A 15,399-nucleotide genomic window follows, 5' to 3' on the forward strand; every position below is an offset into this window, starting at 1 on the left:
CGGCTGCCCTGCACCAGCCCGCCCGAGGGGGGATCTCCGTCCAGGAGGTCCTCCGTCGGCAGCATCCCGGCATCCGCACCCCGGTGCGGCTCCGAAGGAGCTACGTGACCGACCCGCACCTCACGGCGTACGACGCCCCCGCAGGCGCACGAGCCATGGTCCTGTTGCTGCACGGCGGGAAGCCCCACTCGCGCCAGCCGATCGACGGGCGAAGCGCGTCGTGGCGCCGGGCGCTCTGGCTGCAGCGCAGCATCGCCGCGCGCTCCCACGAGGCCGGGGTCGGGGTGTGGCTCCTGCGCTACCGCCACCGGGGATGGACCGGCGGGGCGAACCCGACCGACGACGCCCGGTGGGCGCTCGACCGGCTCCGCGAGGCGCACGGCGACCTGCCCGTGGTGCTCCTCGGCCACTCGATGGGCGCCCGGGTGGCTGTGCACGTGGCCGACGACCCCTCGGTCGTCGGCGTCGTCGGTCTGGCCCCGTGGTGGTCCGCGGACGACCCGGTCGCCACGCTGGCGGGTCGCGCGCTCCGCGCCGCCCACGGGCGCCGCGACCGGATCACGTCGTTCCGCGAGACCAGCCGCTACGTCGACCGCGCGCGAACCGTCGCCGCCAGCGTCGAGCTCCACGACCTGGGTGGCCTCGGCCACTACATGCTCGTCGGCTCGCGGGAGTGGCACGACGTGGCGCTCTCGTCGGTGCTCGAGGTGATCGCAGCCCAGGTCCCTCCCGCCGGCCGCTGACCGCGCCCCGGAGGCGTCAGAGGTTCCGGGCCACGGCCGCCGAGAGCCTGACGGCCCGGCCCGCCCACTCCGCCGACGCACCGGCCAGACCGCAGGTCGGCGTGACCAGCAGGTGCTCCCCCACGCCGTCGGGGTCCAGGCCGAGCATGTCGAGCCAGCGCTGGACCCGCTCAGTGGTGCGCACCTCGGCCACCTCGGCGGCCGGGTCTGTGGACGGCACGACACCGAGGGCGGCCGTGCGGCCCGCCTCCAGCGCCTCCGCGAACGTGTCGAGGTCGGCCGGCCTGAGCATGTCGAGGTCGGCGGACAGCCCCTGGGCCCCGGTCCCGGCGACGAGCGACCACGGGGTCTGTGGTGCACAGGAGTGGACCCACGCCTCGCCGCCCGCGTCGGAGATCGCGGCGACGACCCACTCCAGGTGTGCCGACGCCTCGGGCAGGTCGACGCGGCGGTGCCGGCCGAAGCCGCTGGCCGTCGGCACCCGGCCGGCCACGACGGCGGCCAGCGCCGGCTCGTCGACCTGCACGATCCAGCGGTCGACACCGCGCACGCGCCGACGCAGGTCGGAGAGGTGGGTGCGCACGCCCTCGGCGAGCGCCTGCGCGAGCTCGCGGCGGGCGCCGTGGTCGGCGAGCACCTTGTCGCCGCGTGGCCTCTCGACGGTGGCGGCGAGCGTCCACGGACCGGCGACCTGGGTCTTGAAAGCGCCTCGGTAGTCCTGCGCCAGCTCCTCGACCGTGTCGAGGTCCTGCGCGAGCAGGGACTGCGCCCGTCGGTGGTCGACCCCGCTCGCGTCGGTGAGCCGCCAGCCGGCGGGTTGAAGGTCGGCGCCGAGGCCCTCGACGACCGCGAGCCCGCGGCCCGTCATGGCAGCCGTGACACCGCGGCCGGGCACCTCCGGCACGTGGGGCAGGTCGGGCAGCTCGCCCAGGACGAGACGCGTCGCCTCGACATGGTCGGCATCGGTCGTGCCGGGCATCGAGCCCACGCCCGTGGCCCGCGTCACGCGTGGACCTCGACGGGGCGGGTCGAGGCGATGGTCGCCGAGCCGACCACCCGGGTGCCGTCGTAGATCACCGCGGCCTGACCGGGTGCGATCCCCTCGGCCGGGTCGAGGAGGTCGATCCCGACCCGGTCCCCGGACACGACGACGACCGCCCGGTGCTCCGCACCGTGGGCGCGCATCTGGACGGTGCCCTCGACCCGCTCGGGGACCGTGCCGCACCAGCGCGGGCGCACCCCCTCGACGCGGTCGACGGCCAGGCGCTCGCGAGGACCGACCGTGACGGTGCCGCTGACCGGCTCGATGTCGAGCACGAACCGCGGCTTGCCGTCGGCGGCGGGCACGCCGAGGTGGAGACCGCGACGCTGGCCGATGGTGAAGCCGTACGTGCCGGTGTGGCTGCCGACCGTCTCGCCGGTCGTGGCGTCGACGATGTCGCCGCCGTGGTTGGGCGCCCGGTCGCCGAGCTTCTCGCGCAGCCAGCCGGCGTTGTCGCCGTCGGCGACGAAGCAGATGTCGTGGGAGTCGGGCTTGTCGGCCACCAGCAGGCCGCGCGACGCGGCTTCACGGCGCACGAGCGTCTTGTCGGTGTCGCCGAGCGGGAAGAGGGAGTGCCGCAGCTGCTGCTGGTCAAGCACGCCGAGGACGTAGGACTGGTCCTTGGCGTGGTCGGTGGCGCGGTGCATCTCGATGAGCCCGTCGGCCCCGGTGCGCAGCTGCGCGTAGTGCCCGGTCGCCACCGCGTCGAAGCCCAGGGCGAGCGCGCGGTCCAGGACGGCGGCGAACTTGATCTTCTCGTTGCACCGCAGGCACGGGTTGGGCGTGCGCCCGGCGGCGTACTCGTCCATGAAGTCCTCCACGACGTCCTCGTGGAAGCGGTCGGACAGGTCCCAGACGTAGAACGGGATGCCGATGACGTCGGCCGCGCGGCGCGCGTCGTTGCTGTCCTCGATGGTGCAGCACCCACGCGCGCCGGAGCGGTACGACGCCGGGTTGCGGCTCAGGGCGAGGTGCACACCGGTCACCTCGTGCCCGGCCTCGACGGCGCGGGCGGCGGCGACCGCGGAGTCCACCCCGCCCGACATGGCGGCGACGACCTTCATCCCTGGCTCGACCGCCCTCAACGTGCCTTCGCGGCCCGGGCGCGCTCCACCACGGGGCCGATCGCCTCGACGAGGACGTCGATGTCGCCCGGCGTGGTGGTGTGTCCGAGCGAGAAGCGGAGGGAGTGCCGCGCCTGGTCCTCGTCGCAGCCCATCGCGAGCAGGACGTGCGAGGGCTGCGGGACCCCCGCGGAGCAGGCGGACCCGGTGGAGCACTCGATGCCGCGGGCATCGAGCAGCATCAGCAGCGAGTCGCCCTCGCAGCCGGGGAAGCCGAGGTGGGCGTTGCCCGGGAGCCGCTGGGGCCCGGCCGGCGCACCGTGCAGGTGGGCGTCGGGCACGACCTCGATGACGCGCCGCACCAGGTCGTCACGCAGGGCGGCGATGCGCACGGCGTGCTCGTGCTGGTGCTTGACCGACTCCTCGACGGCGGCCGCGAGGCTGGCGATGGCCGGCACGTCGAGCGTGCCACTGCGGATGTCGCGCTCCTGCCCGCCCCCGTGCACCAGGGCGCTGACGGCCAGGTCACGACGTACGACGAGCGCACCCACGCCGTAGGGGCCGCCCACCTTGTGGCCGGTGAAGGTCAGCGCGTCGACGCCGGAGGCGGCGAAGTCGACCGGCACCTGCCCGAGGGCCTGGACCGCGTCGGTGTGCACGGGGATGCCGTGCTCGGCGGCGATCGCGACGACCTCGTCGACCGGCTGCAGGGAGCCGACCTCGTTGTTGGCCCACATCACCGAGATCAGCGCCACCGAGCCCGGGTCCCTGGCGACCGAGGCCCTCAGCGACTCGAGGTCCAGCACGCCCTCCTGCGACACGGGCAGCAGCTCGACGTCGGCGGCGTCGCTCGCGGAGAGCCAGTGGAGCGGGTCGAGGACCGCGTGGTGCTCGATGGCGGTCGAGAGGATGCGCGTGCGGCGCGGGTCCTCGGCGCGGCGGGCCCAGAAGATGCCCTTGAGCGCGAGGTTGTCGGACTCGGTGCCGCCGGAGGTGAAGACGACGTCCCCCGGCCGGGCGCCGATCACCCCGGCGATGGTCTCGCGGGACTCCTCGACCACCCGTCTGGCACCGCGGCCGGAGGCGTGCAGGGAGCTCGCGTTGCCCACGCCGGTGAGCTGGCGCGTCATCGCCTCGATCGCGGCCGGCAGCATCGGCGTGGTCGCGGCGTGGTCGAGGTAGACGAGCGACTGGTTCATGACCTGCCAAGCCTACGGGGCAGACCTGCGCCAACCTGCCCCGCGTGGCCACGTTCACACCTAGGCTCCCTCCGTGCGCGCGTCCCGGGCCCTGCTCGCCTGTCTCCTCCTGCTGCCGACCCTCGCGTGCCAGGCGGGCGGCCAGCCGCCCGTCGACTCCCCCGCGCCGGACCGCCCGGAGCGGTCCGCGGCGCCGGACGGGAAGGACGAGTCGCTCCGGGAGGAGGCCCTCGCGCTCCTCGACGAGCGCGAGCGCGCGCTGGCGGCCGGTGACCGCGAGGCGTTCCTCGCCACCGTCGACCCCGACGAGCTCGGCTTCTCCGCGACCCAGGCCCGCTGGTTCGACAACCTGGCACGGCTGCCGGTGAGCGGCGTGTCCTACGAGCTGGGCGACGAGGACGCGCTGGCCGAGGTCGCCGGCAGGGGCGACCTGCAGCTCCCCGTCGAGTTCACGATGCGGCTGCGCGGCTTCGACCGCCGACCCGTCACCCAGCAGACGGCCTGGACGTTCGTGCGCAGCGGCGACGACGTCCTGCTCGCCGACGACCGTGACCGCGCGGTCGACGAGGAGACCGGGTGGATCCCGGCTCCCTGGGACCTCGCCCACATCGAGGTGCGCCGCGCCGGCGGGATCCTCGGGGTCTTCGACGAGGACACCAGCGAGCACGCCACCTACGTCATGTCCGACCTCGCCGACGCCACGGCGGTGGTGAAGCGCCACCTCCCGGCCTGGTCGGGCCGCTACGTCGCCTACGGGACCTCCGACACCACCGCCATCGGCGCGATGAGCGCGATGAGCGTCGACGACACGGCCGGGGTGGCCTTCCCCGTCCTGGCTCGCGAAGGTGGCCCGGTGGCCGCCTACCGCTTCGCCGTCACCCCGACCGTCGTCGGCGACGTCATCTCCCGCGGCCTGGTGTTCCGCCACGAGCTCGTGCACGTGGCGCTCGCGAGCACCGACGACCGCTCCCCCGTCTGGCTGGCGGAGGGCGTGGCCGAGTACGTCGCCCGCTCGACCATGCCCGTCGACGAGCGCCGCCGGATCGCCGCCTTCCAGCTCAGCACCGCGACCGGCCGCACGCTCGAGCCGAGCCGGCGCTTCTACACCCGCGACCCCGCCCTCAGCTACAACCTGGCGGCGCTGGTGTGCGACTACCTCGCCACGACCCGCGGCGAGGCCGTGCTCTGGGACCTCGTCCGCACGTTCCGCACGGCCCGCTCCTCGTCCTCGGCCGGCACCGAGGAGGTCGTACGTCGTCAGCTCGGGCTGTCGACCGATGAGCTGACCGCGCAGGCGCTCGCCTGGGCGCGGGCCGCCTGACTCAGGCCATGCGCTCCAGCCAGGGGTGGTCCGGGTACAGCCGACCCACCGCCTCGCTCAGCCAGGCGCGCGACTCCCTCTCCAGCAGCGGCCAGATGACGGCGAGGTCGCGGTCGTCCTTGGGCCGGTGGAGCGCGGCCTTGTAGAGCAGGGTGATCTCGGGCCGCAGGTAGCGCACGCCGTCGTCCGCCACCCAGGTCACCTCCTCGAGCGGTGCGACGTGGTCGGGGTCGCGCTTGCTCGTCCAGAGGCCGTCGCGGTCGGGCGTGATGACCAGGTCGATGATCCACGGGTCGGCAGCGCTGCGCCGGACCCACACCTGGCTCCGGACGTCGAGCACCTCCGGGTGGCGGTCGTTGAAGGGCCGGAGCGTGCCGCCGTGGTTGCTCCACAGGTTCCAGTCGTCTCCGACGTGCTCGCGGAACGCGGTCAGGTCGCAGGCGAGCATCGAGAGGTCCACGTCCTCGTGCTCGCGGGCGTGGCCGGTGAACGCCTCGACGGACCACCCACCGACGATCCACCACGGGCGCTCGAAGCCCGCCATGAACCGGACCAGGTCCGGCGGGTCGAGCGGCGCCCACGCGCCGTACCAGCGGAAGAACTCCTCGTCCTCCGCGACGTCCTCGGGCGTCCGCCGCAGCGGCTCACGCTTGGCGGCCATGGCTGCGACGCTACCCGTGGCAGCGTGTGCCCATGCACACCCACGAGCCCGTCGGCCACGCCGTCTGGGACCTGACCCAGCAGCTCGCGGTCGCGATGCGGACGTCGTACGACTGCGACGGGGTGTCGACGCGGCAGCACAACGAGCCGGCCGGCGACCAGGACGTGTGGCACCTCCACGTGCATGTCCTGCCGCGCCACCACGGCGACCGGCTCTACGAGCGTCACCCCGAGCGAGCGTGGGTGCCGCCGACCGCGCGCGACCCGTACGTCGAGAGGCTCGCCGCCGCGCTCGACCGGCCACGCGTCTTCGACTGAGCCCGGTTGCGGCAGGATCACCGCATGGAGTTCGAGGAGATGCAGCAGCGGGCACGCGCGGTGCGGAGCAGGTACGCCGAGGTGGAGGCCTCGGCCTACGGCCGGTCGTGGACGACCGAGGAGATCATGCTCGGCTTCCTCGGCGACGTCGGCGATCTCGCCAAGCTCGTGCAGGGCAAGGCGGGCGTGCGTCCGCGCGACGACCTCGACGAGGCGCTGGCCCACGAGCTCGCCGACTGCCTGTGGAGCGTCTTGACCCTCGCCGACGCGTACGACGTCGACCTCGCTGCTGCCTTCGCGAGCACGATGGACGAGCTCGACGAAGCGCTGGCCGAGGACTGACCGCCTAGAGCAGGACGAGGTCGTCGCGGTGGATGACCTCGCGCTCGTACGCCGCCCCGAGGGCCTCCTTGAGCTCGCTGGTCGAGCGGCCGAGGAGGGCGGGCAGCTCGTCGGCGTCGAAGTTGACGAGCCCGCGGCCCACCACGGCGCCGTCCGGGTCGAGCAGGTCGACGGCATCCCCTGCGACGAACGCGCCGTCGACGGCGGTCACGCCGGCCGCGAGCAACGAGGCGCGACGCTCGACGACGGCGCGGACGGCGCCGCCGTCGAGGGACAGCGTCCCCTGCCCGGACGTGGCGTGGGCCAGCCACAGCAGGCGGGTGGGGCGGCGCTTGCCGGTCGCCTCGAAGTGGGTCCCGACCTCGGCGCCTGACAGCGCGGCAGCGGCCTGCTCGGCGGAGGTCAGCAGGACGTCGATGCCGGCACCGGTCGCGATGCGGGCCGCGTCGACCTTGGTGGTCATGCCACCCGTGCCCACGCCGGCGGCGCCGGTCGACCCGACGGTCACCGCGGCCAGGTCTTCCTCGGACCGCACGACCGGGACCAGTCGCGCGCCGGGGCGCGACGGCGGGCCGTCGTACAGGCCGTCGACGTCGGAGAGCAGGACCAGCAGGTCGGCGTGCACGAGGTGGGCCACCAGCGCGGCCAGCCTGTCGTTGTCGCCGAAGCGGATCTCGGACGTGGCGACCGTGTCGTTCTCGTTGACGATCGGGACGACCCCGAGCTCGAGAAGCTTGGCGAAGGTCTGGTGCGCGTTGCGGTAGTGCGCGCGCCGGGTGACGTCGTCGACCGTGAGGAGCACCTGGCCCGTGACGATCCCGTGCCGGGCGAACTCCTCCTGGTAGCGGTGCGCCAGCAGCCCCTGTCCCACGGACGCGGCCGCCTGCTGCGCGGCGAGGCCGCGCGGGCGCTTCGTCAGCCCGAGCGGGGCCAGTCCGGCGGCGATGGCGCCGCTCGAGACCAGGACGACCTCCGCGCCGCCGCCGCGGGCGGCGGCGAGCACCTCCACCAGCTGTCGTACGCGTACCGGGTCGATGCCGCCGGCGGCCGTGGTCAGCGACGACGAGCCGACCTTGACGACGATGCGTCGGGCACCGGCCACCAGGCTCAGTCGGGCGGCCGAGCGGTCAGTCGTCACTGCCGTCCCAGTCGGGGTCGTCCTTGCTGCCGATCTCGTAGGCCATCGGGCCCACGCCGGAGCTGCCGGAGCTGCGGTTGGGGCCCTTCTTCCGGCGTTCCTCGTCGAGGCGGCGGGCGACGTCGGCGCGCGCCTCCTCCTCGGCCTTGGTCTCCATCCCCTCCGCGATGTCGCGACGGCGGTCGCGGGCGGGGCGTGCCTCGCGCAGCCGCTCGTCCTCACCACGACGGCCGAGCATCTCGGCACCGGCCTCGACGCTGGGCTTGAAGTCGAAGACGACCGAGTTGTCGTCGGCGCCGATGAGGACCGTGTCGCCCTCCTCGGCACCCATCTGCGCGAGCTTGACCTCGACCCCGAGCCGGTTCAGGCGGTCGGCGAGGAAGCCCACGGCCTCCTCGTTGCTGAAGTCGGTCTGCCGCACCCAACGCTCGGGCTTGGTGCCCCGCACCCGCCAGCCCTCGTCGGTGGCGACGACCTCGAAGTCGTCCCCGCCGTCGACCGCCTTCGGCCGGAGCACGATCCGCTCGGGCTCGGCAGCGGGCGCGACCTCGCGGGACGCGACGACGATCTCGGCCATGGCGAACGTCAGCTCACGCAGGCCGGCACCGGACGCGGCGCTGACCTCGAAGACGCGCAGGCCGCGACCTCGCAGCTCCTCGACCACCATGTCGGCGATGTCCTGGCCGTCCGGGACGTCGACCTTGTTGAGGGCGACCAGCCGGGGCCGGTCCTCGAGGCCGCCGTAGCGGGCCAGCTCGCCCTCGATGACCTCCAGGTCGTCGAGGGGGTTGCGGCCGGGCTCGATGGAGGCCGTGTCGACGACGTGGACCAGGGCGGCGCAGCGCTCGATGTGGCGGAGGAAGTCGTGGCCGAGGCCACGGCCCTCGGCAGCACCCTCGATCAGCCCCGGCACGTCGGCGACCACGAAGGTCGTCTCGCCGGCGGTGACCACGCCGAGGTTGGGGATGAGCGTGGTGAACGGGTAGTCGGCGATCTTGGGTCGCGCCCGCGAGATCGCGGCGATCAGCGACGACTTGCCGGCGCTCGGGAAGCCGACCAGGCCGATGTCGGCCACGACCTTGAGCTCGAGGCGTACGACGAGCTCGTCGCCGGGCTCACCCAGCAGCGCGAACCCGGGGGCCTTGCGCTTGGACGAGGCGAGGGCGGCGTTGCCGAGGCCGCCGCGGCCGCCGGCGGCGATCACCAGGGTGGTCCCGTGGCCGACGAGGTCGGCCAGCGGCGTGCCGTCCTCGGCCTTGACGAGCGTCCCGTCGGGGACGGTCAGGACAAGGTCCTTGCCGTTGCCGCCGTTCTTGTGGTCACCGGCGCCCTGCCCACCGTTGTCGGCGCGGCGCTTCGGGCTGTGGTGGTAGTCGACGAGGGTCGTGACGCTCGTGTCGACCTGGAGGATGATCGACCCGCCCTGGCCGCCGTTGCCGCCGTCGGGCCCACCGAGCGGCTTGAACTTCTCCCGCTTGACCGAGGCCACGCCGTTGCCACCTCGTCCGGCCGCGAGGTGCAGCGTGACCTGGTCGACGAACGTGGGGATGGCCATGGGGATTCCTGTCAGCTGTGCAGCGGGGTGCGAATGCGCGAAGGGCGCCCCCAGACAGGGACGCCCTTCGCAGAAGTGCTCAGTGTCGCGGTGACGTCACTCGCCGGGGACGATGTTGACGACCTTGCGACCACGGCGGGTGCCGAACTCGACGGCGCCGGCCTGCAGGGCGAAGAGGGTGTCGTCGCCGCCGCGACCCACGCCGGTGCCCGGGTGGAAGTGCGTGCCGCGCTGGCGGACGATGATCTCGCCAGCGCCGACGACCTGGCCGCCGAAGCGCTTCACGCCGAGGCGCTGGGCGTTGGAGTCACGACCGTTCTTGGTGCTCGCAGCACCCTTCTTGTGAGCCATTGTTCAGTCCTTTGGAGGAAAGTTTCCGTGTGAGTGGTCGACCTCGGGCAGGCCCGAGGAGGGGTGCTCAGAGGGAGATGTCGGTGACCTTGACCTGGGTGTACTTCTGGCGGTGACCCTGGCGCTTCTTGTAGCCGGTCTTGTTCTTGTACTTCTGGATGATGATCTTCGGGCCCTTGGTGCGGCCGGTGACCTCGACGGTCACGCTGGCCTTGTCGAGGCCGGTCGCGGTGACCTTGTCGCCGTCGACGACCATCACCACGGGAAGGGTGAGGGTGTCACCGGCGGCAGCCAGTGCGTCGATCTCGATGACGTCGCCCACGGCAACCTTCTGCTGCTTGCTGCCACTGCGCACGACTGCGTACACGGCGAGTCACTCTCCTCGATACGAACTACTGGTCTCAGAACTGGGGGTCTGCGCACGACACCGCCTGGAACTTCGGGCGAGTACGCCGCGTGGCGGGCGCGCAGGGATGGTGTGTCGAACACCGAGGGTCAAGACTACGGGATCGGGTGCCGACCGGGCAAAACGAGGTCGGCCACCCTCCTCCCGAGGGCTCATCGCTTGCGCGAGCCCTTCTTCTTGATCGGGACGTGCTCGACCACGGGCGACTCGCCGGGACCGCCCGAGGACGGGTCGGACGGGCTGTCCGAGCCGCCGTCGGCTGCGTCGGACGCAGCAGGAGCGGCCACGCCCACCGGCGTGACGCCCGACGGCGGACCAGCGGGGCGGCTGGCGGACCGGCGACGCGTCCGCGTCACCACCCTGGGCTTCTCGGGCTCGGCCGGCGGCGCCTCGGCCGCCTGCTCGACAACCTTGTCGGCAACCGTCTCGGCGAGCTTGTCGTCAGCCGGTTCGGTCGACCGGTCCCTGGCAGCCGGCGGCGCCTCGGCGCGGGGTGCGTCGGCGACCTTCTCCGCAGCGGGCTCGGTCGACCGGGCGTCGCCCGACGGCTCCGACGACACCTCGGACGCGTCCGGCGACGCCTCCTCGACCGCGCGGTCGTGGCGTGCCATCGCGGCGACGTCCTTGGGAGACGGGGCGGAGGCGTGGGCGTGGTGCGCGTCGCCGGTCCTCGCGTCCGCGCCGCGGCCCGTGTTGCCGTTGTCGGCGTCGTCGTTGCCGGCGCCGCGACGACCGCGGCGCTTGCTGCTGCGACGCCCCTCGCCGTCGTCGGAGCGGGCGTCCGGGTCCACGGGCTGGTCCTTGATGACCACGCCGCGGCCGTGGCAGTGCTCGCAGTTCTCGCTGAACGCCTCGACCAACCCGGTGCCGATCCGCTTGCGGGTCATCTGCACCAGGCCGAGCGAGGTCACCTCGGCGACCTGGTGGCGGGTGCGGTCGCGACCCAGGCACTCGACGAGCCGTCGGACCACGAGGTCGCGATTCGACTCGAGCACCATGTCGATGAAGTCGACCACGATGATGCCGCCGATGTCGCGCAGGCGGAGCTGGCGCACGATCTCCTCGGCGGCCTCGAGGTTGTTCTTGGTGACCGTCTCCTCGAGGTTGCCTCCGGAGCCGGTGAACTTGCCGGTGTTGACGTCGACCACTGTCATCGCCTCGGTGCGGTCGATGATCAGCGAGCCACCCGACGGCAGCCAGACCTTGCGGTCCAGTCCCTTCTGGATCTGCTCGTCGATCCGGTACGTCGCGAACACGTCGCCGCCCGTCGCGCCGCGCTCGAACCTCTCGAGGCGCCCGGCGAGGTCCGGGGCGACCGACTCCACGTAGCCGTGGACCGTGTCCCAGGCGTCGTCGCCCTCGATGACGAGCTTGGCGAAGTCCTCGGTGAACAGGTCACGCACGACCTTCAGGGTCAGGTCGGGCTCCCCGTAGAGCAGCTGCGGACCCGAACCCTTGTGGGTCGCCTTCTTCTCGATGTCCTCCCAGCGGGCCTTGAGGCGCTCGACGTCACGCGTCAGCTCGTCCTCGCTGGCGCCCTCGGCCGCGGTGCGCACGATGACGCCGGCCGTGTCGGGGACGATCTCCTTCAGGAGGGTCTTGAGGCGACTGCGCTCGGTGTCGGGCAGCTTGCGCGAGATGCCGGAGGTGGTGCCGTCCGGGACGTAGACGAGGAAGCGACCGGCGAGGCTGACCTGGCTGGTCAGGCGGGCGCCCTTGTGGCCGACCGGGTCCTTGGTGACCTGCACGAGGACCATCTGGCCGCTCGAGAGCACCGACTCGATCTTGCGGGGCTGGCCCTCCTTGTGGCCGAGCGACTGCCAGTTGACCTCGCCGGCGTACAGGACCGCGTTGCGGCCCTTGCCGATGTCGATGAAGGCGGCCTCCATCGACGGGAGCACGTTCTGGACGCGGCCGAGGTAGACGTTGCCGATGAGCGAGGTCTGGGACTCGCGGGCGACGTAGTGCTCGACGAGGACCTTGTCCTCGAGCACGCCGATCTGGATCAGGTCCTGGCGCTGGCGGATCACCATGACCCGCTCCACCGACTCGCGACGGGCGAGGAACTCGGCCTCGCTCACGATCGGTGCCCGGCGGCGACCGGCCTCGCGGCCCTCGCGGCGGCGCTGCTTCTTCGCCTCAAGGCGGGTCGAGCCCTGGACCGAGGTGATCTGGTCCTCGGCGGAGCGGGTCTTGCGGACCCGGGTCACGGTGTTCGGCTCGGCGTCGTCGGAGGAGCCCTCGTCGCCCGCACGGCGACGACGTCGACGGCGGCGCGAGGTGCCCTCGCCGGTGCCGTCGGTCGCGTCGGAGTCGCCCTCCGCCGGGGCGGGTCCCGCGGTGCCTTCGGTGGAGTCGTCGGCGGTGTCGGCAGAACCGGGCTCGGGCGCGCTGCCCTCGCCGTCGCCCTCCCCGGACTTGCGGCGACGGCGGCCGCCACGGCGGCGACGACGTCGGCCGGCCCCGCCCTCACCGTCACCCTCGGTGTCGTCAGCGGACTCGGCGTCGCTCTCGGTGTCGGCAACGGGGCTGGCCTCGGTGCTGGCCTCGGTGTCGACCGCGGCCTCTGTGCCCTCAGCGTCCTCGGTGGGCTCGGCGTCCGCGAGAGCTGCGGCGGCGTCCTCGTCCTCGTCGACGGCAGACGCGTCCGCGGCAGCGGCGGCCTTCTTGCCGGACCGCTTCCTGGCCGGCCTGTCAGCGGTGGACTTCTTCGCAGCCGACTTCTTGGCGGCCGACTTCTTGGCGGTCGCCGGAGCCGCTGCCTCCGTGGCCTCGGTGGCCTCACCGGCCTGGGCGGCCTGGGTGGCGTCGCCGTCGACCGTCTCGACCGGGGCGGGCGCGGCCTTCTTGCGCGTGCGGCGGGTGGTCGTCGTGACGACGGGTGCCTGGAACAGCACCGCGGTGGCGGCCTCGGCGGCCGGCGCCTCGGCGGTCGCGGCTGCCTCCTCGGCAGTCTCCTGGGCGGCCGGCTCGGGCGCGGCTGCGGCCTTCTTGGCGGTGCGCTTGGCTGCGGTCTTCCTGGCCGGCGCCTTGGCAGCGGACTTCTTGGCAGCCGTCCTCGCGGCGGGGGCGTCGTCGACCGGGTCGGCCTCGGACGGCACCGCAGCAGCGTCGGGCTCGGGGGTTGCGGCGGTCTTCTTCGCGGCGCTCTTGCGAGCCGGGGCCTTCTTGGCAGGCGCCCGGCGCGAGGTCGTCTTCCGCACGACCGGGGCGTCGGTGTCGCCGGCCTCGGGCGCGGCGTCCGACGACGCGTCGCTGGTCGCGTCGCCCGGCGTGTCTCCCGTGGACGGGGCGGGCGCTGCGGCCGACTTCTTGGCGGGCGCCTTGCGCGTACGACGGGTCACGACGGGCGTGGCCGGCGCGGCTGCCTCGGCGGGCTGGCCCGCTCCCGGCGTCGGGGTCTCCGACTCGGTGCGCTCGGGCTGGTCGTTCTGGTCATCACTGAGCATGTGGTGCTCCTCGGGCACCGTGACGGTGCCGGTACGGCGTCCGCCCCTCTCGCAGGGCGATCGGCGGGGACGCAAAGCTTCTGTGGCGGCGACCCCCTCCGCGGGTGCGTCTCCGAGCGACCGGTGCGCCACCCGCCGCGGTCGCCGGGCCACCGAGTCGCTGTCACCGACTCCTGTGGCCGCGTCGCGGTCCGGTGACGTCCACCCACTCGGGGTGCCGACCGCTGGTGCGGCCGGCGAGAACGTCGTCGGCTCGACGGATCCCGACGGTGGTCAGGGCGTCGAACGTGGCGAGTATCGCACACCGGCCCCCGCGTGGCGCTATGCCCGATCCGCCAGCGGGTCGCCGACCTGGCCCGACCCGAGGAGCGGGCCCTGCGCAAGCCGGGTCATGAGCGGCGCCTCGTCCACAGGCAGGCCTGCCGCGGCCTCGAGCCCGCGGAGGACGTCGTCGGGGCGCACGGCCGGCGTTCCGTGCCGCAGCACCACGTCCATCGACGTACGTCCGGGCGTGGCCGCGTCGGCCGGGTCGACCACCAGCGAGAGGACCGCCCCACGAGCGTCGAACTCGCGCATCCCCTTCTTCGTCATCCGCTCCACGAGCACCTCGTCCGCCGCCAGGAACCGCGTCACGGCGTCCGTGACCGCGGCGTGGTCGGCGGTCAGCGCGATCCGCCAGCGGCTGGCCTCGAGCAGGTCGGCCAACGATCCACCGGGCGACTCGACGACCTCGAGGACGTCCAGTCCGAGCGGGAGCGCCTCGTCGAGCATCGCGTGGACACTGGCGGGGACGACGACCTCGGCCAGGGCCAGCTCCAGGTACTCCGCCTCGCTCGCCGACCCCGTCGGGGCCGCCCCGGCGTAGGAGATGCGCGGGTGCGGGTTGAAGCCCGAGGAGTAGGCCATGGGCACCCGCGCGCGGAAGACGGCCCGCTCGAAGGCGCGGCTGAAGTCCCGGTGACTCGTGAAGCGCATGCGCCCGCGCTTGGCGTATCGCACGCGGAGTCGTTGGACGGGAGGGGCCTGTTGCTCGGGCTGCTGCTGGGGCACGGCCGACGAGACTATCTCTCGGGGCGCGGTGGACCGACGCGCCGGAGGTCGCCGACGGGTGCCGTCACCGCCGCGCGGGCTTGCGCGCGACGAGGCAGAACTCGTTGTAGGGGAAGACGCGTCCGGCGATCCTCGGGAACGGGAAGCTGTAGTTCTTCTCCACCTCGAGGCCGACGCGCCTGGCCAGGTCCGCCATCTGCGCGCCGTCGGTGAAGTGCACGTGCGTGCTGTCCGTGGTGTAGCCCTTCTCCTGCGGGCAGATCATCATCACCCGCCCACCGGGCTTGAGGTAGGGCAGGTAGGCCGTCACGAGGCCCTCCCAGTGCTCGGGATGGACGTGCTCGAGGACGTGGGCGACGAGCATGCCCTCGAACGACTCGGGGACTGCGACGACGGGGCCCGACTGCCACTCCTCGGTCGTGTAGGCCTCGAGACCGCGTGCCCGGCACTCCGCGACGGACTCGGCGTTGTGGTCCACCCCGACGGAGTCGTGCCCGAGGTTCACCAGGTTGCGGCCGATGCCACATCCCACGTCGAGGGTGCGTCCCAGACCCTGGCGGTGGAGGTTCCACCGGTACGGGCGCTGGACGTCGAGGAGCTCCTTCCACCGAGCTCCGCTCAGGTCGCGGAGCCGGTCGGCGTACTCGTGCGACCGGGTGTCCGGCACGTGGGGTTCGGGGAGTTCAGCCGAGGAGCCGTTCATGCGCGGCACCCTACCGCCACCGTTCGTCGGGAACCGGGCCGTGATCGGAGCCCAGCCG

15 protein-coding genes are annotated in these 15,399 nt (G+C 73.2%); 4 read left to right on the plus strand and 11 right to left on the minus strand.

Annotated elements, in window-relative coordinates; all coding sequences use genetic code 11:
• The first annotated feature begins 104 nt into the window (after window positions 1–104).
• Window positions 105–743 (plus strand): alpha/beta hydrolase, encoded by a 639-nt coding sequence (locus tag ACFQW6_RS00290; protein WP_378540193.1) that lies wholly within the window; start codon window positions 105–107, stop codon window positions 741–743.
• Window positions 744–759: 16 nt separating this feature from the next.
• Here ACFQW6_RS00290 and ACFQW6_RS00295 read toward each other — a convergent pair whose 3' ends face one another.
• From ACFQW6_RS00295 to ACFQW6_RS00305, 3 genes are read right to left on the minus strand one after another with little or no spacing between them, the layout of a single operon-like run.
• A complete protein-coding gene (locus ACFQW6_RS00295; protein ID WP_378540194.1) occupies window positions 760–1,749 on the minus strand; it encodes a methionine synthase in 990 nt (329 codons plus the stop codon).
• On the minus strand, window positions 1,746–2,849 hold the full coding sequence (gene mnmA / locus ACFQW6_RS00300) for a tRNA 2-thiouridine(34) synthase MnmA (RefSeq protein ID WP_378540195.1): 1,104 nt from the start codon (window positions 2,847–2,849) through the stop codon (window positions 1,746–1,748). Before mnmA ends, ACFQW6_RS00295 begins: the two co-directional genes overlap by 4 nt.
• Before the next feature lie 17 nt (window positions 2,850–2,866).
• Window positions 2,867–4,048 carry a cysteine desulfurase family protein gene (locus ACFQW6_RS00305; protein ID WP_378540196.1) on the minus strand — a complete coding sequence of 394 codons (1,182 nt, stop codon included), beginning with the start codon at window positions 4,046–4,048 and terminating at the stop codon, window positions 2,867–2,869.
• Between the two features lie 73 nt (window positions 4,049–4,121).
• Between ACFQW6_RS00305 and ACFQW6_RS00310 the strand changes: the two genes are divergently transcribed.
• On the plus strand, window positions 4,122–5,369 hold the full coding sequence (locus ACFQW6_RS00310) for a hypothetical protein (protein ID WP_378540197.1): 1,248 nt from the start codon (window positions 4,122–4,124) through the stop codon (window positions 5,367–5,369).
• Window position 5,370: 1 nt separating this feature from the next.
• Here ACFQW6_RS00310 and ACFQW6_RS00315 read toward each other — a convergent pair whose 3' ends face one another.
• A complete protein-coding gene (locus tag ACFQW6_RS00315; RefSeq protein ID WP_378540198.1) occupies window positions 5,371–6,030 on the minus strand; it encodes a nucleotidyltransferase domain-containing protein in 660 nt (219 codons plus the stop codon).
• A 32-nt stretch (window positions 6,031–6,062) separates the two neighbouring features.
• On the opposite strand from ACFQW6_RS00315, the gene ACFQW6_RS00320 reads away from it, so the two are divergent.
• Complete coding sequence (locus ACFQW6_RS00320) at window positions 6,063–6,347, plus strand: HIT family protein (protein ID WP_378540199.1); 285 nt, start codon at window positions 6,063–6,065, stop codon at window positions 6,345–6,347.
• A 24-nt stretch (window positions 6,348–6,371) separates the two neighbouring features.
• A complete protein-coding gene (locus ACFQW6_RS00325; protein ID WP_378540200.1) occupies window positions 6,372–6,689 on the plus strand; it encodes a MazG nucleotide pyrophosphohydrolase domain-containing protein in 318 nt (105 codons plus the stop codon).
• Between the two features lie 4 nt (window positions 6,690–6,693).
• Here ACFQW6_RS00325 and proB read toward each other — a convergent pair whose 3' ends face one another.
• The 7 genes from proB to ACFQW6_RS00360 form a co-directional block, all read right to left on the minus strand.
• Window positions 6,694–7,827 (minus strand): glutamate 5-kinase, encoded by a 1,134-nt coding sequence (gene proB / locus ACFQW6_RS00330; RefSeq protein WP_378540201.1) that lies wholly within the window; start codon window positions 7,825–7,827, stop codon window positions 6,694–6,696.
• Window positions 7,817–9,382, minus strand: coding sequence for a GTPase ObgE (obgE, locus tag ACFQW6_RS00335; RefSeq protein WP_378540202.1), 1,566 nt, complete (start codon window positions 9,380–9,382; stop codon window positions 7,817–7,819). The genes proB and obgE overlap by 11 nt, the downstream gene beginning before the upstream one ends.
• Before the next feature lie 96 nt (window positions 9,383–9,478).
• Complete coding sequence (rpmA, locus tag ACFQW6_RS00340; protein ID WP_056602771.1) at window positions 9,479–9,733, minus strand: 50S ribosomal protein L27; 255 nt, start codon at window positions 9,731–9,733, stop codon at window positions 9,479–9,481.
• A 67-nt stretch (window positions 9,734–9,800) separates the two neighbouring features.
• Window positions 9,801–10,100, minus strand: coding sequence for a 50S ribosomal protein L21 (gene rplU / locus ACFQW6_RS00345; protein WP_191197488.1), 300 nt, complete (start codon window positions 10,098–10,100; stop codon window positions 9,801–9,803).
• Between the two features lie 191 nt (window positions 10,101–10,291).
• Window positions 10,292–13,588, minus strand: coding sequence for an Rne/Rng family ribonuclease (locus ACFQW6_RS00350; protein WP_378540203.1), 3,297 nt, complete (start codon window positions 13,586–13,588; stop codon window positions 10,292–10,294).
• A gap of 321 nt (window positions 13,589–13,909) precedes the next feature.
• Window positions 13,910–14,638 (minus strand): TIGR03936 family radical SAM-associated protein, encoded by a 729-nt coding sequence (locus tag ACFQW6_RS00355; RefSeq protein ID WP_378540204.1) that lies wholly within the window; start codon window positions 14,636–14,638, stop codon window positions 13,910–13,912.
• Window positions 14,639–14,702: 64 nt separating this feature from the next.
• Window positions 14,703–15,341: a class I SAM-dependent methyltransferase gene (locus ACFQW6_RS00360; RefSeq protein WP_378540205.1), complete on the minus strand. Its 639-nt coding sequence runs from the start codon at window positions 15,339–15,341 to the stop codon at window positions 14,703–14,705.
• Window positions 15,342–15,399 lie beyond the last annotated feature (58 nt).

This window comes from Nocardioides sp. GCM10028917 (assembly GCF_042666175.1).
Classification (GTDB): Bacteria; Actinomycetota; Actinomycetes; order Propionibacteriales; family Nocardioidaceae; genus Nocardioides.